This window comes from Allofrancisella guangzhouensis, assembly GCF_000815225.1.
GTDB classification, from domain to species: Bacteria; Pseudomonadota; Gammaproteobacteria; order Francisellales; family Francisellaceae; genus Francisella; species Francisella guangzhouensis.
In genome coordinates this window covers 1621378-1642267 of the sequence record NZ_CP010427.1, presented here as the reverse complement: position 1 = coordinate 1642267, position 20890 = coordinate 1621378, and the positions used below count along the sequence as shown (strand labels likewise).

Sequence of the window (20890 nt, the reverse complement as noted above, 5' to 3'; positions counted from 1 at the left end):
ATTTAAATATAAATTATAGAGTACAAAACTATTTATGTTAATAGTCTATGATGTACTTATCAATCTTTTTGCTGTTTGTATATCTTTGGTTATTTGATCTTTTAGCTCATCAAAGGAGTTAAACTTCTTTTCAGCACGAATAAACTTAAGTACTTCTACAGTTATATGTTTTTTATAGATTTCTTTATTAAAATCAAAAATGTGAGTTTCTAAAAGGTTGTTTTTGCCATCAATGGTTGGTCTGGTTCCAGCGTTAGAGACGCCATAAAAAATTTCATCATCAATATATATTTTAGTTAAATAAACTCCTTTTAACACGGAATTTTTAAGTAATCTTTGGTTTGTAGTATGAAAACCTATTTTTCTACCATTTTTTTGTCCATGAATAACTCGTGAGTTTATACTTATGCGTTTTCCTAATAGCTCTTCAGCATCTTTAAGATGGTGTTTTTCAATGGCTGTGCGTATTTGGCTACTACTAACACGTTGATTATTTAGGTTTAGAGTAGATATTTTGTCAACTTGAAAATCATAGCTTTTTGAAAGTTGCTCCAAAAGCTCATAATTCCCTTTACGATCTTTACCAAACCTAAAGTCATCGCCGACTATTATATGCTTAGTTTTAAGTTTTTTGATGAGATATTCAATGACAAATTCTTTAGCATCAATATTAGCAAATCGTTCATCAAACTTTTGACAAATAATATTTTTTATCCCTGCGTGATTGATATTTATAATTTTGTTTCTAAGATCATAAATTCGAGTGGGAGGTTTATCTTTTCTAAAAAACTCTTTAGGAAGAGGTTCAAAAAAGAAAATATAAGGAACCAAATTGCTTAAGTATGAAATTGAAAGAAGTTTATTTATCACAGCCTGATGTCCTAGATGAACACCATCAAAAGCACCAATTGCTATAGCTGTATTTTTAGTGCTAGTGAATTTGTTTAGGTGAGTTGTTATATTCATTATAAAATTTTATCTAACGTTAGGAAAAAACACAATTTAATAGCATTATAGTATTCATTTTTTGTTGAAAAAAAGCAACTGCTGTTAGATACTTATCAGTTATAAAAGATTATTAGTTTTAATAGAGTTTTGTACAATTTAACCTTTGGCTAGTCATGGAAAAGAAAAGAATAAGAAAATTAAGAAATAAAACTGGAAAAGTTTTTGCAATTGAAACAAATCTTACGGGTAGAAAGTTATTAAACAATCGTGTTTTGAATAAGGATGTAGCTTTTAGCCAAGAGGAAAGAATAGTTTTTGATTTAGTGGGATATTTGCCAGAAAAAGTAGAAAGTTTGGAAGAGCAAGCTCTTAGGGTTAGAAGGCAACTTGACCTTAAGCCTAATTCACTAGAAAAATACGTTTTTCTTAATAGATTACATGATTTTAATGTTACTCTTTTTTACCATTTTGTGCGTGAAAATTTAGAAGAAATAATGCCAATAATATACACGCCAACTGTTGGTGAAGCTGTACAAAAATATAGTAGTCAGTTTAGAAAGCAAAGCGGTCTATTTATTTCAATTAATCATAAAAAGCATATTGGTAAAATTCTAGAAAGATATGATTATAACAGTATCGATTTAGTGCTAGTTACGGATGGAGAGGCTGTTCTTGGTATAGGCGACCAAGGTATAGGCGGTATGAATATCAGCATAGGCAAAATCATGGTGTACATTGCAGCTAGTGGTATTGATCCAGCTCGGGTTTTACCTGTCCAGCTTGATATGGGCACTAACAATGATGAGTTACTAAGTGCTCCAGGATATTTAGGTATGCGTTTGCCTAGGGTGTCAGGAGAAACTTATGATGAGTTTATTGAAGAGTTTGTAACTCAAGTTAAGAGTAGATTTCCTAATGTTTTCTTACATTGGGAAGATATTGGTAGAGACAACGCTACACGCATTATTGAGAAATATAAAGACAGATTATGTACATTTAATGATGATATAGAGGGTACGGGTATTGTTGCAGCCGCTAATTGTATAGCTGGTGTTAAGACTGCAAATTCTATCAGAATTAATGCAGGTGAGCTAACAGCAGAGGAAGCTATAAGTGGTATTTGTGATATTAAAGTAGTAGTTTTTGGTGCAGGTAGCGCAGGCTGTGGTATAGCTAGGCAGCTTGCTGATATCATAGCAGATAGAGCCAAAGTCTCTATTGAGAGGGCAAGGCAAAATATTTATTTGGTTGATAGGTATGGATTGGTAACTGACAAACTAAAAGCAAAACGAGTTACTCCTGAGCAAAAACCATTTATGAAACTATCAAAAGAAATTAGTAAGTGGAAGGTTGTTGATATAAGCAATATTACACTAGAAGAAGCTGTAAAAAATACTAAGGCTGATGTTTTAATAGGTACATCTGGTCAGCCTGGCTCATTTACTGAAGAAATAGTAAAAGCGATGGCTAAGCATAATAATTATCCTATTATCATGCCACTGTCTAATCCTACTTCATTATGTGAAGCCTTGCCTGAGGATATTATTAAATGGAGTGACGGTAAGGCTCTAATAGCTACAGGTAGCCCATTCTCAGATGTTGAGTATAATGGTAAAAAATATCGTATATCACAAGGTAATAATGCTTTTATTTTTCCAGGATTGGGATTAGGATGTGTTGCTGTACATGCTAAAGTTTTAACTAATGGGATGATTAGAGCAGCTTGTTATAGGTTGAGTGAGCTATCTCCTATGGTTATTAATGAGGATATTACACAACCGTTGTTAGCAAAAATTACAGACTTAGTTGAGGTAACTAGAGAAATTACAAGAGCTGTAGTTAAGCAAGCTATAGTTGAGAGAGTCCATGAAGTAGATATAGATCTAGAAGATTTAACCGATATAGAGCTAGATCAAGAAATAGACAGATTAATAAACCTCTCTTCTTGGACACCAACGTATGCACCTTATATGCCAATATAAGTAATTAAAACTGTAGTTTTTTTAACTCTAAACTTACTTTTGTGGTAAAATAGAAATAATTTCTTTGTCGTTGAAATTTATATTGCTTATTTATTGAAAATGTTGTTCTTAGTTGGTAAAATCAAAAAATCATGTGTGTTTTTGATTAGCTTATCCGGAGTTTTTAATGTGTAAAAGATTAAGGAAATCTTGTTTTATTATTGGTAGCGTCTTATCTGGTTTGAGCTTTGGTTACTCTGAAGGAAACTCTCCGGAGGTTGTTTCGCAAGGTGGGCCATTGGGTGCTACAAGTATTGGTGAACAAGATATCGATGATAAATCATCTAGAAGTAATTCTACTAGTACTAGTATTACAAACATGGACGAGAGAAAGCTATTGTTACAATTACAACAACAAGTTCAGCAGTTACAGGGTCAATTACAACAATTAAAAACACAACAGACAAATTTTAAAAATACTTCCAATGGCGAGTCTCAGTTTACAACTTATAGCTCTAGGGTTGATGATGCTAGAGGTGTTGTAAGAGCAAATCCGAATGCTTCTTTAAAAGGATCTCTTATTGATAACGACACTTCAGATATTTTAGAAAATATTAGTCCAGATCACACTATTGTAAATCTAGGAGATCAATCTCTTGGTGGTGTATTTAATAAGAGTGGCGGTATTGATGTGGGTGGAGCACCTCCAATTACAACCCAAGGTCAAATAGCCTTTTTAGGCTCATATTCAGGTAACAACAGTATTCCAATAGGAATGATATCTTCAAACCTTTTTGCTTCTACGTTAATGGGTCAAAGGAGTAAATTTGATGATTATTCAGTCTTTTTTGGTGGCTTTTTAGAGACTGATGCACAGGTATTTTTTGGTAGTCAAATTACAAAAAATAATGGCGATATATTCCAAAGTAATGGTCAAAATATTTATCTAACAGCTGCAAACTTATATTTCTTATCAAATCTAGGTCATTATGTTACGGCGCAGTTTGATTTTGATACTAATGAGTCAGGTGGTTTTGATTTAGGTAATGCATTTGTAATATTTGGTAATTTAGATACTTCACCTTTCTTTGTGACTGCAGGTAGAAATAAGCTATCGGTTGGTTCTTATGGTGGTGGTGGTACATTAACAAATGGTATTATCAAGAGTTTTTTATCTCCAGGTCAGGTCACTAACGTATCTCTTAATTATAAGTCTGATACTATTAATGCCAACGTAGCTGTATTTGGTTCCGATGATAGACGCGCTAACTTCTCTACTGGTTTGTTTTATGCTGATAGTTTATCAGAAAACTTAGCAGCTGGTTTTAACGTTGGGTATGTATTTAATATGGCAGGTGCAGGTAATAGTGCTCTTTCAACGTTTTTAGAAAGTCCTACATCTAATAATAAGAATGCTACCATAGGTGCATTTAACCTTGATGCTAACTTAGGTTACGTTATGTTAGGCGGGTTCTGGCAGATTCAAGCTGGTTGGGCAACTACTACTAATGCAGAAAATTTTAATGGCTCTGGTAATAACGTTTTAGCAGGTGCTTGGTATACAGCTCTTAACTACTCATTAGAACTTCTAGGTAGAAATACTAACTTTGGTGCATCATATGGCCAATCATATAATGCTGCAGATATACCTATGGCTATAGCCTCTTCACCTATTAGTTTTGGACGAGCAAAGTCAGGTATCCAAAACCAATTTATTGTTTCTGCTCAGAGAGCTTATTTTGATGATAATGTACTATTTGGTCCAGAGTACGCATATCAGAAATTATATGGTGGTCAGCATATGAATACCATTACAATAGATCTCTCTGTATATGTTTAATAAGAATCTTTTATAGTGTAGAATAGGACTCTAAATATCATATTATAGTTATTTCTGAAATTTAGATGTTAAAAAAAAAGTATTTTTTTCAACACTGCTGTCAATTTTTGCCAGCATAGCCAATTCTAAGGATACTATTGCTAATTCTGAAAATACTCAACATCAAGAAATAAGTAAATTAGTACACCAAATTCAGCTTTTAGAACTTGAAATTGGTAATTTTGAGGCTAAGCAGCAAGGTCTGACTAGTTTGGATTTACAAAGAGAGATCATAAATTCTACATTTGGAGATGATCTTTTTGAGGAAAATAGCAAAGAGTTTCAAGAAAGCGTTTTGCAAGAGCGTATAAATAAAAGTAATCAAAAAGTATCAGACGTTAACGTTGAAGGTGAAGTTAAGATCACCACACAGGGACAAGTATCTTACGTTGGGGCTTTCTCAAGTAACAATAGTATCCCAATTGGTCAGCTACCTAGTAATTTATTTGCTTCTAGTATACTTAAGCAAAGAGGATTATATAATGATTATGCTATTTTCTTTGGTGGATTTATAGAGACTGATTTACAAGGTTGGCGAGGCTCAAATATCACACAACGTGATAATTCTGTGTTTAATGGCTCTGGTGAAGGGTTTTATTTAACCTCGGCAACACTCTATTTTTTAGCAAATATTGGTCATTATGTTACAGCTAATTTAGATTTTTCAGCTAGCCAAAACAATAATTATGATATCCAAGATGCTTTTGTAACGATAGGGAACTTAGATACATCACCATTTTTCCTATCAATAGGTAAATATAGAGTTTCTTTAGGTAGCTTTGGGGGTGGAGGTCCTTGGACAAGTGGTTTAACAGCAAATATGTTTCGTCCACTTCGGGTGGCGAATGTTGCTATCAATTATAAAGGAGATACCTCAAATGCTAACTTCACTGTCTCAAATGCGGGTGATCATCCTACTTTTTCTTTAGCTTATTTTGATGCTGTAACACTATTTGATAGAATTCAACTTGGTTTTAACACTGGGTATATGCATGATATTCGTGGTGCTAATAATAGATTTTCATTTGTGAATAAGCGAGTTGGTGAGTTTAATATCGATTTTGCTTTAAACCTTACGAATATATTTCCAGGGAGCTTTAACTTAGGAGCAGGTTGGGCTACTACTACAAATAGAAGTATACAATTTAATAGTTTAAGTGACGTTTATGCAGGAGCATTTACAGCCCAGGTTGCATATACGTTTACTATTTTTGGAAGCGGTCAAAATATTAACTTTAGCTACGGGCACTCATATAATGCTGATAACATTCCTATGCCTCTTTCTTCATCTGCAAGTAGATTTATGGCTGCTTCAGGAATCAAAAATCAGATATTAATTTCTACACAGAGATCTTTTTTTGATGATAATGTATTATTTGGTCCAGAGTATTCTTATCAGAAGTTGTATAATGGTCAGTATATGAATACTGTTACTTTAGATATCTCAGTTTATATCTAAACCTCTGAATCAGATTAGCTGTATTTGAATACATCAAATTTGCAATTATTATTTAATGTTTAGGTACATTGCATGAAACAATATTTAAAGATAAAGAAACTTGATTTAATATAATTATTTACTTATAATTAATATAAATAATAATTAAAAAATATTTAGGTTGTTTTATATCGTGAAAGTATTGTATTTGTTTTTTAGAGGAACTGGAGACCCAAGGTCTGTGATAAAAGCAAGAAAAGAATTCTGCCGAAATAATCCATCGGCAAAAGTAATGCCTAATGACGTCGGTGTACCAATTTATGACAGTTGGTGTAATACAGATAAACTTAATATCGATCTCCAATCTAAAGTTTTGATAGAATCTATAGACATACCTGGCCCAGGAACTTCAGGCAACCCTTTAGACAAAACATGGGATTTTATCTTTTGTAATATGGAGAAGGAAGCAAGAAATGTGTTTAATAACTTTTATATCGCAAAAAATGGTATAATAGTCTATGAAGGGTGTGAGTATGACTATGTAATTACGGCAGGATTTAGTAGAGGAGCAATAATCGCTTTGTATTGCGCCACTATGTTTTCAAAAAGAGGAGTTAAAGCTAGCTGTATAATGATTGACCCTGTACCTGGAAATGCAAGGAATCATGTATTTTCTGAGGTGGAAAAAGCAAATAATTTTTTTAAAACAGGACAAATAGATTTTGTTGTTTCGCTTTTAAACAAAGAACCACCTAGTACTGCTTTAAAAGATTTTTTCAAAAGGGTAAGTTTTGAATTACCTAAATGTACTACTTATGATCAAGTAATTACAATTGATACAGGTCATACATGTCGATACAGTGAAAAAATAGCTCAACATTATTTTCTTTATATTGTTATTAAGTATGCTCTTGGAGAAAGTTTTGATGCTAAAAAATATAAAAAATATCTCGTAGACCACTTAACAGTTAATGATTATCTAGTTGAAGGTTTTAACTTTAATAAAAAAACTTCAGGTTTTTTAAATTATGTTTGTTCCCAGGGGCCTAGACACATACGAAGTTTGAAAAGTGGAAAATACGTAGAAAATATTCCACCATATTTAGCACGTTTCTTACCAGGAGTAAATGAAGAAGATAATCTTAACCCCATTAATAAGGGTCGTTCTATTAGCTCATTTTCTACTAATAATAATCAAGCAAAAACACGTAACTTTACTTATTTTGGGGAAGAAGTTGATAGGCCTTCTACTTTTATGCCAACCAGGGCAGTGGTTGCCCAGCAGAACATTATAACCCCTCCAGATATTAATAGTATATTTGGAAATAAGAAAAGGTCAGTCCAGCCAATTTCAATACAATTTAATACCCAGGCTACTATATCGCCAAGGGAAACTCAGCTGAATATTGAACCTAAGAGAGCGGTAGCTGTATTTCAAGGAAAGAAGCGTTCTATCCAAAAGCCAATGCCGACGTTACTGAAGAAGTGGTAGTTTTTCGTATAAATCATTAATGCCAGACTATTTGGAAAGCTAGTTTTATATAAATTTAGGTTAAACTTATGTCGAGAACGGAAGCCTTTATTTACAGTAGTAGTTATGGGCCATCTAAACAGGGTAAACGCATCTAAATTATTTTGATGATTTTGGTCAAGTATTCGGTACAGATAGCTGCTTTACGTTGTTTTCTTCTAATGCTGACATTGAAAGAAACATCTTTTTTGAGTAACCCTAAAGCAAATTTTCTCATCCAAGAAAAGTTTATAACGGAATTCTCATTACGGGCTCTACAAGCATCTTCATTGAACGATACATCTAAAGCCCAATGTAAATTATTCTCCACTTGCCAATGGCTTCTAATAGCATTAAGTATCTTGCTAGGATTATCTGCAGGTAAAGAGCTTATATAATAACGATTTTCTATAGAAGTTTTGTCATTTTGGTAGGTTGTTTTTGCTACTCTTGCCACAGTGTTGAGAGACTTAAAAGAATTATTTAAAGTATCCATCAAACTCACTAACATCAATAGTTTGAATAGTTCTTTGATCAATGCGTCCATGGTTAGCATCAATGTTATCATTAGCAATGTTTATATTTAAAGCTTTTGAGTCACTATCATATAGCTCAAAAGCTGTTTTAACATCATTGTGTAAATTACCCTGTTTACCTTTTAAAGAAATAACATAGTCTGCTTCTTTAGCTATTATTTGTTCAACAATATCTTTTTGAGCTTCAATAGCATCAATAGTTATAATAGCACCTTGTATGCTCAATAGTTCTAGTATCCCTGGAATAGCTGTTATTTCATTACTCTTATCTGAAACTTTTACTTGAGCTATAGCAAAAGAGTTTACACACGACCAAGCATTTACTATATGTAAACCTTTAAGACTCTTATATTTTCTCGCGGATCCTCTCGTAAAGTCTTGCCATCTATGGCTATCACTGTTTCTGGAACTAGTCGACTAACTTGTTTAAACCACTCTATACAACAATATTGAAATGCTTGATTATCCAAAGCAGAAAATACTCTTTCAAATGTATCCTGTCACAGGATATCGTGTCGTAGTTCAAGAAACTTATTAAACCAACTATATGGGCCTTACCAAAATCAGATATCTCTTCAAAAGTTTCACAAACAGCTATTATTCCACATATACTTAAAGCTATGATATCTAATAATGTATGCTTCTTTGTTCTGTCTACTCTAGGGTCTTTAACTGAAGAAAATATCACTTTGAATTGATTTGTCATGAATAGATATCGGTAATATTAGATCAATGAATAAAAAATAGCCTAAAAAATGATTTATCAAACTACTTTTTCAATAAGTTAGATGCGTTTACCTTGGCCATCTAAATCTATTCTCTTTATAAATATGTATAAATAGAGTAATATTGAGCAATAACAATATAATAATCTAAATGGCTATATTTTAATGTCTTTTCTAACGGCTATAGTGGGTAGAGCAAACGTTGGTAAATCTACCCTATTTAATGTATTAACAAATTCACGAGATGCTTTAGTTTTCGATTTTGAAGGAGTTACTCGTGATCGTCAATACGGGCAATCAAAATATGATGATCTTGATTATCTAGTAGTAGATACTGGAGGTATTTCTGACAAAGATATCGGATTTGATGAATTTATGGCAAAGCAAGCAGAGATAGCAATAGATGAAGCAAATTTGATCTTTTTTGTAGTTGATGGTAGATCAGGGTTAACAAGCGGTGATGAATATGTTGCTAATTTACTTCGTCAAAAAAATAAAAAAGTCGTAGTAGTTGTAAATAAAGTAGACGGTATAGAGGAAAATTCCGCAATAGCAGAGTTTTATGAACTAGGTTTTGAAAAAGTATTTCCTATATCAGCAGCCCATCGTCGAAATATTCAAAAACTTTTAGATAAATATTTAAAAAAACCTTTAGTAGAGTATTACCAAGACTATACTCAAACAGATGAACATAAAGAAAAATTGCGTCATGGTATACACTTTTCATTAATCGGTAGACCAAACGTTGGTAAGTCAACTTTAACTAATAGAATGCTTGGAGAGGAGAGGGTAGTCGTATTTGATATGCCTGGTACAACTATTGATAGCGTAAGTATTCCATTTGAGCGCCATGGTAAAAAATATACTATTATTGACACTGCTGGGGTGCGTAGAAGAGGTAAAATAAAGCAAACTTTAGAAAAATTCTCAGTAGTTAAAACCTTACAAGCGATTCAGGATTCTAATGTTGTAGTGGCTATAGTTGATGCTAAAGAAGGTATTTCAGACCAAGATTTAAGTTTAATCCATTTTGCTATAAAAAATGGTAGAGCATTGGTTATAGCAGTTAACAAGTGGGATGGCATGACAGATGAGGCTAAAGAAAATATAAAGAAAGAACTTAAAAGACGTTTATTTTTCTTGCAAGATTATGTAGATATTCATTTTATTTCAGCACTGCACGGTACAAATGTTGGTCATGTATTTGAATCAATAGATACAGCTTATGAGTGTGCTAATAAGAAAATAACTACAGCTGATACTACTAGATTATTACAACTAGCGATAGAAGCGCATTCACCACCAATGGTTGGTAAGTTTAGAATAAAACTTAAATATGCTCATGTGGGAGGGCATAATCCTCCAGTTATAGTTATTCATGGGAACCAGCTTAGTAAGCTGCCACAGTCATACAAGAAATACTTAGAAAACTTCTTCAGAGAGGCTTTAGATTTTCGCGGTACTCCAATACTATTTGAATTTAAGCAGTCAGATAACCCATTTGCAAATAGAAAAAATAAGAGAATAAATAATGAAAACCTTAAGAGTAAGAAAGTTAAATAATATTGCTTCTGAAGTAACTATAAATATTAGTGGGGCAAAAAATGCCCTTTTACATCTTATCTTTGCTAGTTTGATTCCAGATACAAGGACAAAATTTACTAATGTTCCAACGACTCTTCTAGACTATAAAGGTGCAAAGGAAATTTTAGAAAGTGTTGGTGCAAAAGTTACTGAGAAAGGAGAGGAAGTAAGTATAGATACTAAAAACATTACTATAGAGCCATTGGAGCTTTGTGGTGAAATGACTTCAAAGACCCGTTGCTCTTTGATGCTTCTAGGTTCTATGCTAAAGAAAAAGGGTAAGGTTAAGATAGGCTTCCCAGGGGGATGTAGTTTTAGTGAAAAAAGACCTTTTGATATACATTTAAGGGGTTTAGAAGCACTAGGAGCAGAAGTTAAACTAGCTGATGAGCATATTGAAGTTATATATAAAGAAGAAAAAAACGCTGAATTTAAGATGCCTTTCCCTTCTGTTGGTGCCACTATGAATCTAGTAATGTATGCTGTGATAGGTAGTTCGGAAGTTGTTTTAGAGAATGTTGCATTAGAGCCAGAAGTAGTTACTCTTATTGAATATCTAAACAAATGTGGTGCAAATGTTGATTTTGATGTTCAAAGTAGGAAAATTAAAATACATGGAGTAACTAGACTTTTAGGTTGTGAATTTGAGATTATATTTGACCGTATTCAAGCTATGACATATGCTGCTATGGCATATTTGTATAAAACAGACGTTATAATTACAAATATCAATACACAAGATATTTATAGTATAGAAAAGCCTTTAGAGAAACTTACTAATGCTGGTGCAAATTGGGAATACAACCAGAAAAATAGAAGTATAAAATTTTTTGGTAAGAATAGTAGCTTAAACGGAGTTGATATAATAGCGGCACCATTTCCACATTTTCCCACCGATTTACAACCAATTTATGCAGTCATGTTGCTAGTAGCAAATAGTCCTAGCACTATACAAGATACTGTATATCCAGAGCGTATTAACTACGTTTATCAAATTCGTAAGATGGGGTTTGATTTATCTATTGATAATAATCTTATAAAAATAAATCCAGTTAAAGACTATAAAAACTTTCGAACAGCAGTTATGAGCGTGAAAGATTTACGGGCTGGTATGGCTTGTTTAATGGCAGGATCTTTACTAGATGAATTTTCTACTATCAATAATGCTCACCAGATATTTAGAGGATATAATAACCTCATAGAAAATATGTCACATTTTATGCAAATAGAACTTCTAGATCAGGAGATTTGATGTCAGAAAATTACATATCTTTAGAAAAATACAATACCTATAGGGTTAAATCTTTTGCTAAAAATGTTTATTTTCCAAGCTGTGAAAAGGATGTTTTAGCCTTGGCTAATAAGCATGAGAAAATATTTTTTTTGGGAAATGGCAGTAACGTTATCTTTTCTAAAAAATATTATGGTGATGAAGCTGCTTTTGTAGTTTTTTGTAAAAACTTTAATTCATTTATAATTCAAGATAACATTGCCAGTGTACAGTCAGGAGTATTGTTGCAAGACCTTGCTATAGCTACTTATAAAGCCAATTTAAGTGGGATTGAGACATTTTATGATGTTCCAGCTAGTATTGGTGGGGCACTTATTATGAATGCCGGAGCCTATGGTGATGAGATTTATACTTGTGTTAAAAGTGTAAGGATTTTAGATCTTGTTACAAAAAAAATAATCGACTATGCAAAAAAAGATATTAAATATGGATATAGATATTCGATGTTTAAAGATAAAAATAATATATGTATTTTATCAGCAGAGTTGGAGTTTGAGAAAAAATCTAAACAAGAGATTAAAGATAAGCTAGATGATATTTATTCTCGCCGCTTAGCAAATCTGCCTCAAAAACCTACGGCAGGAAGTGTATTTAAAAGACCTCAGGCTAACGTTCCAGTCGGTGTTATGGTACAAGAGCTTGGTTTTAAAGGTAAGTCTATAGGAGATGCCCAGATCTCTCCCAAACATGGGGGAATTATCGTTAATAATGGTAATGCAACAGGTCAAGATATTCTAGCCTTAATTAGCTTTGTTAAAGATCAAATATTTAAACATTATAACATCGAGTTACATGAAGAACAGATTGTAATTTGATGATAGATTTACGAAAGAGATTTTTATATGTACAATATTTAATATATTTTTTCTAATTGGATGAAACTTTTTTTATATATGAAACTTAATAAATTATTAGTCTTTGTAGTTTTTTTTATATCTTTGAGTTTTAGTTTTGCAAATATATCCGAAAATTCTAATTTAGAATCTAAAACCCCTAGTTTGGGAAACTCATTAGATGGTAGTGAGCAGACTAAACAAATTCAAGAGAGTGTAGAAAAGCTCAAAATAGGTGAAATATCAGAACAAACTAAAAAAGAATGGGATCAATTTAGTAAAAATATGAACCAAGAATATGACCAGTTAATGGCTAGGGCTGAAAAAATATTAGGCAAAGAAAACTTTGAGAAAAAAACAGAACAAGATGATAAATCAACTAATACTATACCATCACGAGTAACTAATTTGGAGAATGGTGTTAATAGTAGTACATCAGAACACCAATCAGAAGCTGGCTATCGTATAGAAGATGTAACTACAGTTGGACTACTTATGAACGAAAAAATGCGTTTTAAAAATTGTTTAACTATGAAAAAATATGGTGGTGGCGCATGGCAAACGTATTGTCAACCATTAGTGAAACCAAGTATGTGCACAGCACAAGATTGGCGAGACATTTCAACTATGGCAATTATGTATTGCTAGTAAAACTCTTAAATTCAATAATTTGTTTTTTTAAGTCTTCTAAGCTTATTCTATTTGGGTTTGGTCGGGGAGTAATGTTGTTATTATCAGCTTTACGTATAGCATAGCCGTACAGAGCTTCTATTTCTAATTGTAAGTTTTTACTGAACTGATCTATAAATTCTTGCCAGCGTTTTTTACCAGTAAAAGTTGTTCGCATTTTAGTATCAGCTAGAGGTTCGTTTAAAGAACGTATATCACTAAATAGAGTCTGTGTAGACTTATATGTAAAAGTTATAAGATCAGACTCTATTGCAGGTGTTTTATATTTGCTAGCTAGTAGAGTATTTCCCCATGTTAACATGTCTATCATGGTGTTAGTATGTTTTAGATTATCAACATTAGCAAAAGCTTTATTAAAACTACTAAAAGATTTATCACCAAAAGTTGAAAATAGTAATACACCATTATTATTTAGTAACTCATAGTAGCATTTTAGTTTATTAGCTACATTATCTGTTAGGTGGATAGTAGAATTTGAGATAATAAGATCAAATCTAGTGTTGAGTTGAGGTTGCTTGTGTATTTTGCTTTTATTAAAACGCTGACTTAAAACATTTTGATATTGCGCATCAATGTAACCATCAACTAAAATATCTCTAGGTTCTAACTTTATAAACTCAAGTCTGTTTAATAATCTTTGAGCAATCTCATTTTTTATAAAAGACTCTTGGTGAATCTTAGAGTTAGATTTACTGGATTGTAACTTCAGAAAAAGATTATAATTAAACATAAGTTTCTTATAAAAGATGATTGTTATATGGAGATTATACCAAAAATAATAAAATTACTCTTTAAACAAAGTTGTTTGTTATGCAGGCAAAGCTCAGATAATGTTACTTGTGAATATTGTTTTAGAGGTCTGGTTAGTGACCTAAATTTTAACAAACAAACGATAGAACTTGATTGTGAATATGATTATTATTATTTACTTAACTACTCCGCAGAAGTTAAGTATTTACTTAAGAAACTAAAATTTCATAAGGATTTATTAGTAGAACCTATTTTTGAAAGATTAATATCTCTCTGGTGGCAAAATTCTATAGGTAAAGAGTTAGATAGTGTAGATGCTATAGCTGCAGTGCCTAGCCATAAATTTAGATATCTGTATCGCGGTTTTAACCAAGCAGAGCTTCTAGCTAATAGATTGTCACAATATACTAATATTCCGCCAACTTTCACAAATTATGAAAGAACTAAGTATACAAAACCTCAGTCAAAATCTTCTAAGAAAAATCGTATAGACCAGATAAAAGGAGTTTTTAAACTAAATAAGCCAATACAAGCAAAGCATTTAGTAGTTTTTGATGATGTATTAACAACAGGGTCAACCTTAAAAGAATTTATTCAAACTGTTAAAAAAGAAAGTCTGGTCGACAAAATATCTATAATTACTTTGGTAAGAGCAGGATAGAGTCTCCTTACTTTACTCAGGTAGTTTCATACGTATTTTTCCACCTAATATATGAGCGTGAAAGTGAAATATCATCTGACCACCTTCTTTACCTGTGTTTATAACAGTTTTAAAACCTTTTAATCCTAAGTTTTTAGCGATTTTTGGGATACCCAACATAAAATTACCCATAAGCTCTTGATCTTGTATAGATAACTCATTTAAGCTAGCTATATGTTTTTTAGGTATAACTAGTACGTGTATATCAGCAGCAGGATTGATATCATGGAAAGCTAAAAAACTATCATCTTCATAAACTTTGTTACACGAAATTTCACCAGTGGTAATTTTACAGAAGATACAACTAGACATTTTATTTCTCCTTCTTAAAAATATAGTAAATTAAAAAAAATGCGCCTATAGCAATAAACTTATTATTATGTTTTTCTATAAATTCTTGTAGTTTTAGTAAAGGTGTAGGGTCAGCATATAGACCATACCATATGCCTAAGCCTACTAATCCAAACCCTAAAGCTAAAGGCCATTTTTTAGTCCTTTTTGGAGGCATCTTCACATAAGATATCTGCCTATCTTTTTTTAAGTTAGCTTGAGTTTGCTGCAAAATATCAAAAACTATACGCGGTAGTTCAGGAAGTTTATCACTAACTCTAGGCATATTTTCTATAGAGCGATGATAAAATCCTCTAAGCCCCATTTGTTCTTTCATCCATTTTTCTAAAATAGGACGAGAAGTCTCCCAAATATTTAATTCAGGGCATAGTTTTTGTCCTAGCCCTTCAACATGAAATAGAGTTTTTTGTAGTAAAGTTAATTGAGGTTGTATATTCATCTCAAATCTTCTTGCAACGTTGAATAATTGCATTAAAGTGTAACCAAGAGAAATCTCTTTCATAGGTCTTTCAAAAATAGGTTCACAAACTGTACGGATTGCTGATTCTAATACATCAACGCGTGTATTAGCTGGTACCCAGCCTGATTCAATATGTAACTCCGCTACTTTTCTATAATCACGTTTAAAAAAAGCTAAAAAATTCCCAGCTAAATAGCGCTGGTCTTCTCTATTTAGAGTACCAACAATACCAAAATCTATAGATATGTATTTAGGGTCAGCTGGGTTTGTTACATCTATAAACATATTTCCTGGGTGCATATCAGCATGAAAGAAACAGTCATCAAAAACTTGAGAGTAGAAAATCTCTACACCTCTTTTTGCTAGTAAACGACGATCAACTCCTAGTGAGTCTAAGGTTTCTATATCTGAAACACTAACACCACTAACTTTTTCCATTACCATTACAGTAGAGCTAGTATATTCCCAGTAAATTTTAGGAACATAGTGTATAGGACTATTTTCAAAATTTCTACGTAATTGAGATGCATTTGCAGCTTCACGCACTAGATCTAGCTCATCAAAAAAACTTTGATTAATTTCACTAACAATTTCGACTGGTTTAAATCTCCTTATTTCTTTTAGTAGTCTAAGTCCTTTAGCAAAAATTAGCATTAAAGAAGTATCAAGTTTAAGAATTTTTTCAATGTTTGGACGAAGCACTTTGACTACAACTTTTTCACCATTATAAAGAGCAGCACTATGTACTTGTGCTACCGATGCTGAAGCTAGAGGAGTTTCATCAAAGTCACTAAATATATCATTAATAGATTGTTTAGTTGCTTTTTCAATTTGCTGGACTGCAAGCATACTATCAAAAGGTGGTACATCATCTTGTAGCTTAGCAACTTCTTTTATCACCTCTGGAGGTAATAAGTCGGCTCTAATAGACAAAGCTTGCCCAAATTTAATAAATATAGGCCCTAATTTTTCTAAAGCTTCACGTATGCGTACGCCATGATCTAGTTTTCTAATTCTCCTTGAATAATAAAAAGGGTTTAGAAAAAGTATAGCTCTTAGCGACTTTAGATTTGTAGCTCGTACTGGCTCATTAAATAAGCAATATTTATTAACGATGTAAAAAATGTAAATAAGACGAAAGAATTTTTTAATCATTATAAAAACCTTGTAGTAACTTTAGTTTTAAATCTATCCTATCAACAGATTGTTTTAGCTCTTGAATTTCACGATAGAAAATATTTATTTCATTTTGTGAAATTAATAGCTGTTTTTCTTCAGTTAAATAATCTTTTATATCAATGATAGTTTCTTGGGTAGATACTTGTAAATATTCTTTAGCTTTTTTAAATGGTTTTGCAACTAGGTTAGCAAAGCTCGGGTTCGTAAATTGTGAAATTTTGTAGACTATATCAACATCAAGAGCATTAAAAAAATGATTAAATTCATTGAGTTCTTTTAGGCTGCCTTTGTAATCTAGTTTTTTGGCTATTAAAAGTTCTTGTAGGTTTTTATTAAATACTAACTCTATAACATACGCTAATTTACCGCTTAAAACATTCTCGGAACTAGGGTTAGTTGCGTATAAACTTTGGTTTTTTACATTTATAGCAATTGTGTAGTCTATATCACTAAAGTGTATAGTCAGAGATTTATTCTCTAAAGGCAATAGTAAGTGACTAGCTTGTGGGTCAAGTTTTGTTATTAAGTTTAAAGCTTTGTTAACAGTTTGTATCATTCTTAGTATTTATACCCAGTGTGTAAAGCGACTATACCACCTGTCATATTTTGATATTCAACATTATCAAAGCCAGCAGTTAACATCATTTGTTTTAGAGTTTCTTGGTCAGGATGCTTGCGTATTGATTCCGCTAGATATTTATAGCTATCAGCATCTTGTGTAATAATTTTCCCTAAAAAAGGTAATGCTTTAAAAGAGTATTCATCATAAACTTTAGCAAGTATAGGCATTATAGGTTTAGAAAACTCTAAAACTAGTAATTTACCACCTGGTTTTAAAACTTTACACATAGAAGCTAAAGCCTTATCTTTGTCTGTAACGTTCCTTAAACCAAAAGATATGGTTATACAGTCAAAATAATTATCAGGAAATGGTAAGCATTCAGCGTTTGCTTGTACATATTCAATGTTTCCAACACAACCTTTATTAGTTAGCTTTTCTTTACCAATCTCTAGCATAGAAGAATTTATGTCACTAAGCACAACTTTGCCTTGAGAACCAACTAGCTGGCAAAATTTATATGCCAAGTCCCCTGTACCACCTGCTAAATCTAGGACTTTATCTCCTTTACGAATACTAGCTTTTGAAATTGTTTGTTTTTTCCATATACGATGAACTCCAAAAGACATTAAGTCATTCATTAGGTCGTATTTAGCTGCAACTGAATGAAAAACTCCAGCGACTCTTTCTTGCTTTTCTTCCCATGGTACTTCGGTGAAGCCAAAATCTGCAGTTTTATTTTCTTTAGACATTTAGACTAAGATTTATGATATATTAGTTATTGTCTAATTATAACAGAATATCGTATATTTGTATTGGCAAGATAATAAATAAGGGAAATAGGGTTTATGTATATATTATCTGGAGATATCGGAGGAACTAATACTAGATTAGAAGTTTCTCAGTTGGAAAATGGTAAAACTCAAAGTATAGCTATAAGAAAATACAAAGGAGCGGATTTTAATTGCCTATCTGATGTTATTGATATTTTCTTAGCTGAAATTAATTTAGCTGGACAGATTGATTCAGTTTGCTTAGCTGTTGCTGGTTTTGTGGTAGACGGAGAGGTTGAAATTACAAATTTGCCATGGATGGTTTCAGAGCAGTATGTTGCTGAGGGTTTAGGTATTGACAAAAATAAAGTTAAAGTGATAAATGATTTTGAAGCCATTGGCTATGGTATTGAAAAATTAGATCGACAAAAGGATATTATAACTATTCAAGAAGGCAAAAAAGATGATAATAGTCTTTGTGTAGTTATTGGTGCAGGAACTGGGCTTGGAATGTGTTTAGTAAGTTATGATGAAAACCATAAGCCTAGAGTTTACAAAACCGAAGGAGGTCATGTTGATTTTTCTCCTGTTGGTGATGAGCAGGTTGAGCTATTTAAATTTATGCGTAAGACTCTGCATCGAGTGTCCCCAGAAAGGTTTTGTAGTGGTTATGGTATTTATAACATTTACAAATATGTAGTTAGAAACCCTTTGTACAATCAGCCAGAATGTACTAGTTTACGTAGGAATTTGTTTAGTGTTTCAGACTCAGATAAAGCAGCAGCAATAGTTAAGTATGCTATAGAATATAAAGAACCGTCCGCTTTAAGGACTATAGATATATTTTTGAGCATTTATGGTTCAATTGCTGGTAACTTGGCTTTAACAAGCTTGCCATTTAGAGGGTTATATATTGCTGGGGGTATTGCTCCACGTCTTATTGATCAGATTAAAGAAAGTAAGTTTTTGGAGAAATTTAGAGACAAAGGAAGAATGTCAGCTATGATGAAAGATTTTCCAATTCATATAATTATGAATACAGATGTTGGTTTAATAGGAGCTAGAACTTACGCTGCTAATTTGATTAAAAAAGATTAAGTAGTTTGTCTCTTATCTTTTATGATTTTTTTTATTTTAAACAGACATATAATAGATAAGTATGTGGTACCTAAAATAATTATAGCTAAATAGAAGCTCATAAAGATTAAAAATATTAATATCATTACTGTTAGTTCAAGAAAGCTAAAAACTGCTAATATTATGGTTAAAAATAAGCAGCTAACGGTTTTATTAAATAAACAAATTTTTTTAGAGAGATTTCTGTTATTGTTTTTCATTGTTGTCAGTATAATTTAATTATTTTTTAGTTATTTTGAAACTATTTCCATAAACATAAATTATATATTTTGTAGCATATAGTTTACAAATAAAAACCATGTTTATTTCTTCATATTTTTAGATAAGTACAGTGATTGAACTGTCATAAACGCAAAAGTAATACCTAAAAGCCCAAATAGCTTAAAATTCATCCATATATTTGTAGAGAAAAAATAAGCTACAAAAAGATTAATTGTTCCAAGAATTACAAAATATGCACCCCACATATTGTTAATTACTTTCCACTTATGCGGACTAAGATTAACTATCTCTTTAAGAAGTCTTTCCATAGGAGTTACTTTCATAATATAGGTTGTTATTATTAATCCAATACCTATCAGCCAATTCACTATACTAACTTTCCATTTAATAAACTCCTCATTATGGAAATACAAAGTAGCACCACCGAATATTACTACCAACACAGTAATTAGGATTTGTATTTTAGCAATCCTACGGCGAGTCATATATTCCCATATAACTTGTGCTATGGTAATGATAATTAAAGCAGCAGTTGCATAAAAAATATCATAAGCTTTATAAATCGTAAAAAAAACGATTGCGGGTAATAGATCATTGAGTATTTTATTCATATTTTAGGGTAATTTTAATAACTGTTGTTATAATTGTTATAAAAGTATAGCTTTTGTTAAGAAGATTATGAAGAGATTAATAGAATTAAATAGCTATGGTAACAATATTCTAGCACTACAAGAAATAAGACAGGTTTTGGATAAAGAGGGTGTTGTAGCTATTCCGACAGATTCAGGATATGCTTTAGCTTGCAAAATGAAATCAAAAAAGGCTATAGATAAAATTAGAAAAATAAGAGATTTAGATAGTAGTCATAATTTTACACTTTTATGCAAAGATCTTTCTGAAATTTCAGAATATGCTAAAATTGATAACAATGCTTATAGGTTATTAAAAAGATATACTCCTGGTCCATATACATTCATACTAAATGCTACTAAAAAGGTATCTTCTTTACTTGTTACTAAATCTAAAAACACCGTCGGTATAAGAGTAAGTGAACATTATGTACCTCAAGCTATAAGTGCAGAGATAGAAGAACCTTTAGTAGTCAGCTCTTTTATTTTACCAGGTCAGGCTTATGTTGTAACTGACTGCAGTGGTATCAATAATGAAATTATGAATAATATAGATCTAATAGTAGATTCCGACTACTGTGGTTATGAGCCAACTACTGTAATTGAAGCGCTGGAGTTACCTTATATTGTTTTACGTGAAGGTGCAGGAAGTGTTGAAGGTTTTACAAATGAATAAAGTATTAGTTAATTCGAGCATAGTAGACTAGGATGGGTAAGTTTACTGTGAATGTTAGG

At 31.9% G+C, this 20890-nt stretch carries 21 protein-coding genes; 11 read left to right on the top strand and 10 right to left on the bottom strand.

Annotated elements, in window-relative coordinates; translation table 11 throughout:
* Positions 1 to 45: 45 nt before the first annotated feature.
* Positions 46 to 966 carry a bifunctional riboflavin kinase/FAD synthetase gene (gene ribF / locus SD28_RS07645; protein ID WP_039125619.1) on the bottom strand — a complete coding sequence of 307 codons (921 nt, stop codon included), beginning with the start codon at positions 964 to 966 and terminating at the stop codon, positions 46 to 48.
* 155 nt (positions 967 to 1121) lie between these two features.
* Here ribF and SD28_RS07640 point away from each other — a divergent pair, with 155 nt between their 5' ends.
* From SD28_RS07640 to SD28_RS07625, 4 genes are all read left to right on the top strand, one after another.
* On the top strand, positions 1122 to 2930 hold the full coding sequence (locus SD28_RS07640; RefSeq protein ID WP_039125617.1) for an NAD-dependent malic enzyme: 1809 nt from the start codon (positions 1122 to 1124) through the stop codon (positions 2928 to 2930).
* Between the two features lie 166 nt (positions 2931 to 3096).
* A complete protein-coding gene (locus SD28_RS07635; protein ID WP_039125615.1) occupies positions 3097 to 4749 on the top strand; it encodes a DUF3573 domain-containing protein in 1653 nt (550 codons plus the stop codon).
* A gap of 94 nt (positions 4750 to 4843) precedes the next feature.
* On the top strand, positions 4844 to 6247 hold the full coding sequence (locus SD28_RS08130) for a DUF3573 domain-containing protein (RefSeq protein WP_039125612.1): 1404 nt from the start codon (positions 4844 to 4846) through the stop codon (positions 6245 to 6247).
* 172 nt (positions 6248 to 6419) lie between these two features.
* Positions 6420 to 7718: a hypothetical protein gene (locus SD28_RS07625; protein ID WP_039125610.1), complete on the top strand. Its 1299-nt coding sequence runs from the start codon at positions 6420 to 6422 to the stop codon at positions 7716 to 7718.
* Positions 7719 to 7851: 133 nt separating this feature from the next.
* Here SD28_RS07625 and SD28_RS08265 read toward each other — a convergent pair whose 3' ends face one another.
* The 3 genes from SD28_RS08265 to SD28_RS07960 all read right to left on the bottom strand — a co-directional run bounded on the left by SD28_RS08265 (position 7852) and on the right by SD28_RS07960 (position 8978).
* Positions 7852 to 8232: an ISAs1 family transposase gene (locus SD28_RS08265; RefSeq protein ID WP_052251909.1), complete on the bottom strand. Its 381-nt coding sequence runs from the start codon at positions 8230 to 8232 to the stop codon at positions 7852 to 7854.
* Positions 8216 to 8599 (bottom strand): ISAs1 family transposase, encoded by a 384-nt coding sequence (locus SD28_RS08260; RefSeq protein WP_157698650.1) that lies wholly within the window; start codon positions 8597 to 8599, stop codon positions 8216 to 8218. Before SD28_RS08260 ends, SD28_RS08265 begins: the two co-directional genes overlap by 17 nt.
* Positions 8600 to 8708: 109 nt before the next feature.
* Entirely contained in the window at positions 8709 to 8978 is a 270-nt protein-coding gene (locus tag SD28_RS07960; protein ID WP_052251907.1) for a transposase family protein, read from the bottom strand.
* 184 nt (positions 8979 to 9162) lie between these two features.
* Here SD28_RS07960 and der point away from each other — a divergent pair, with 184 nt between their 5' ends.
* The 4 genes from der to SD28_RS07815 all read left to right on the top strand — a co-directional run bounded on the left by der (position 9163) and on the right by SD28_RS07815 (position 13353).
* A complete protein-coding gene (der, locus tag SD28_RS07615) occupies positions 9163 to 10560 on the top strand; it encodes a ribosome biogenesis GTPase Der (protein WP_039125608.1) in 1398 nt (465 codons plus the stop codon).
* Positions 10529 to 11833, top strand: a complete 1305-nt coding sequence (locus SD28_RS07610) for a UDP-N-acetylglucosamine 1-carboxyvinyltransferase (RefSeq protein ID WP_039125606.1) — start codon at positions 10529 to 10531, stop codon at positions 11831 to 11833. The genes der and SD28_RS07610 overlap by 32 nt, the downstream gene beginning before the upstream one ends.
* Complete coding sequence (gene murB, locus SD28_RS07605) at positions 11833 to 12687, top strand: UDP-N-acetylmuramate dehydrogenase (protein WP_039125604.1); 855 nt, start codon at positions 11833 to 11835, stop codon at positions 12685 to 12687. Before SD28_RS07610 ends, murB begins: the two co-directional genes overlap by 1 nt.
* A gap of 78 nt (positions 12688 to 12765) precedes the next feature.
* A complete protein-coding gene (locus SD28_RS07815; protein ID WP_052251906.1) occupies positions 12766 to 13353 on the top strand; it encodes a hypothetical protein in 588 nt (195 codons plus the stop codon).
* On the opposite strand, the gene SD28_RS07595 is transcribed toward SD28_RS07815, so the two are convergent.
* A complete protein-coding gene (locus SD28_RS07595) occupies positions 13340 to 14125 on the bottom strand; it encodes a methyltransferase domain-containing protein (protein WP_039125602.1) in 786 nt (261 codons plus the stop codon). The genes SD28_RS07815 and SD28_RS07595 overlap by 14 nt on opposite strands.
* A 27-nt stretch (positions 14126 to 14152) precedes the next feature.
* Between SD28_RS07595 and SD28_RS07590 the strand changes: the two genes are divergently transcribed.
* Positions 14153 to 14806 carry a ComF family protein gene (locus tag SD28_RS07590; protein WP_039125600.1) on the top strand — a complete coding sequence of 218 codons (654 nt, stop codon included), beginning with the start codon at positions 14153 to 14155 and terminating at the stop codon, positions 14804 to 14806.
* A 12-nt stretch (positions 14807 to 14818) separates the two neighbouring features.
* Here SD28_RS07590 and SD28_RS07585 read toward each other — a convergent pair whose 3' ends face one another.
* The 4 genes from SD28_RS07585 to ubiE are packed head-to-tail and all read right to left on the bottom strand — an operon-like array spanning position 14819 to position 18146.
* Positions 14819 to 15157: a histidine triad nucleotide-binding protein gene (locus tag SD28_RS07585; RefSeq protein ID WP_039125598.1), complete on the bottom strand. Its 339-nt coding sequence runs from the start codon at positions 15155 to 15157 to the stop codon at positions 14819 to 14821.
* A gap of 1 nt (position 15158) precedes the next feature.
* The gene (ubiB, locus tag SD28_RS07580) at positions 15159 to 16811 is read right to left on the bottom strand and encodes a ubiquinone biosynthesis regulatory protein kinase UbiB (RefSeq protein ID WP_039125596.1); all 1653 of its coding nucleotides are present in this window, start codon (positions 16809 to 16811) and stop codon (positions 15159 to 15161) included.
* Complete coding sequence (locus tag SD28_RS07575; protein ID WP_039125593.1) at positions 16804 to 17391, bottom strand: ubiquinone biosynthesis accessory factor UbiJ; 588 nt, start codon at positions 17389 to 17391, stop codon at positions 16804 to 16806. Before SD28_RS07575 ends, ubiB begins: the two co-directional genes overlap by 8 nt.
* 2 nt (positions 17392 to 17393) lie before the next feature.
* Positions 17394 to 18146, bottom strand: coding sequence for a bifunctional demethylmenaquinone methyltransferase/2-methoxy-6-polyprenyl-1,4-benzoquinol methylase UbiE (ubiE, locus tag SD28_RS07570; protein ID WP_039125591.1), 753 nt, complete (start codon positions 18144 to 18146; stop codon positions 17394 to 17396).
* Positions 18147 to 18242: 96 nt separating this feature from the next.
* Between ubiE and glk the strand changes: the two genes are divergently transcribed.
* Positions 18243 to 19265 (top strand): glucokinase, encoded by a 1023-nt coding sequence (gene glk / locus SD28_RS07565; RefSeq protein WP_039125590.1) that lies wholly within the window; start codon positions 18243 to 18245, stop codon positions 19263 to 19265.
* A 341-nt stretch (positions 19266 to 19606) separates the two neighbouring features.
* Here the strand turns inward: glk and SD28_RS07555 are convergent, their stop codons facing one another.
* Complete coding sequence (locus SD28_RS07555) at positions 19607 to 20137, bottom strand: inner membrane-spanning protein YciB (protein WP_039125586.1); 531 nt, start codon at positions 20135 to 20137, stop codon at positions 19607 to 19609.
* A 67-nt stretch (positions 20138 to 20204) separates the two neighbouring features.
* Between SD28_RS07555 and SD28_RS07550 the strand changes: the two genes are divergently transcribed.
* A complete protein-coding gene (locus SD28_RS07550; protein WP_039125583.1) occupies positions 20205 to 20831 on the top strand; it encodes an L-threonylcarbamoyladenylate synthase in 627 nt (208 codons plus the stop codon).
* The last annotated feature ends 59 nt before the right edge of the window (positions 20832 to 20890 follow it).

Coding starts and splice junctions, on each gene's coding strand:
- ribF (WP_039125619.1), bottom strand. CDS start 966: ATGAATATAACAACTCACCTAAACAAATTCACTAGCACTAAAAATACA.
- SD28_RS07640 (WP_039125617.1), top strand. CDS start 1,122: ATGGAAAAGAAAAGAATAAGAAAATTAAGAAATAAAACTGGAAAAGTT.
- SD28_RS07635 (WP_039125615.1), top strand. CDS start 3,097: ATGTGTAAAAGATTAAGGAAATCTTGTTTTATTATTGGTAGCGTCTTA.
- SD28_RS08265 (WP_052251909.1), bottom strand. CDS start 8,232: ATGGATACTTTAAATAATTCTTTTAAGTCTCTCAACACTGTGGCAAGA.
- SD28_RS07960 (WP_052251907.1), bottom strand. CDS start 8,978: ATGACAAATCAATTCAAAGTGATATTTTCTTCAGTTAAAGACCCTAGA.
- der (WP_039125608.1), top strand. CDS start 9,163: ATGTCTTTTCTAACGGCTATAGTGGGTAGAGCAAACGTTGGTAAATCT.
- SD28_RS07610 (WP_039125606.1), top strand. CDS start 10,529: ATGAAAACCTTAAGAGTAAGAAAGTTAAATAATATTGCTTCTGAAGTA.
- murB (WP_039125604.1), top strand. CDS start 11,833: ATGTCAGAAAATTACATATCTTTAGAAAAATACAATACCTATAGGGTT.
- SD28_RS07815 (WP_052251906.1), top strand. CDS start 12,766: ATGAAACTTAATAAATTATTAGTCTTTGTAGTTTTTTTTATATCTTTG.
- SD28_RS07595 (WP_039125602.1), bottom strand. CDS start 14,125: ATGTTTAATTATAATCTTTTTCTGAAGTTACAATCCAGTAAATCTAAC.
- SD28_RS07590 (WP_039125600.1), top strand. CDS start 14,153: ATGGAGATTATACCAAAAATAATAAAATTACTCTTTAAACAAAGTTGT.
- SD28_RS07585 (WP_039125598.1), bottom strand. CDS start 15,157: ATGTCTAGTTGTATCTTCTGTAAAATTACCACTGGTGAAATTTCGTGT.
- ubiB (WP_039125596.1), bottom strand. CDS start 16,811: ATGATTAAAAAATTCTTTCGTCTTATTTACATTTTTTACATCGTTAAT.
- SD28_RS07575 (WP_039125593.1), bottom strand. CDS start 17,391: ATGATACAAACTGTTAACAAAGCTTTAAACTTAATAACAAAACTTGAC.
- ubiE (WP_039125591.1), bottom strand. CDS start 18,146: ATGTCTAAAGAAAATAAAACTGCAGATTTTGGCTTCACCGAAGTACCA.
- glk (WP_039125590.1), top strand. CDS start 18,243: ATGTATATATTATCTGGAGATATCGGAGGAACTAATACTAGATTAGAA.
- SD28_RS07555 (WP_039125586.1), bottom strand. CDS start 20,137: ATGAATAAAATACTCAATGATCTATTACCCGCAATCGTTTTTTTTACG.
- SD28_RS07550 (WP_039125583.1), top strand. CDS start 20,205: ATGAAGAGATTAATAGAATTAAATAGCTATGGTAACAATATTCTAGCA.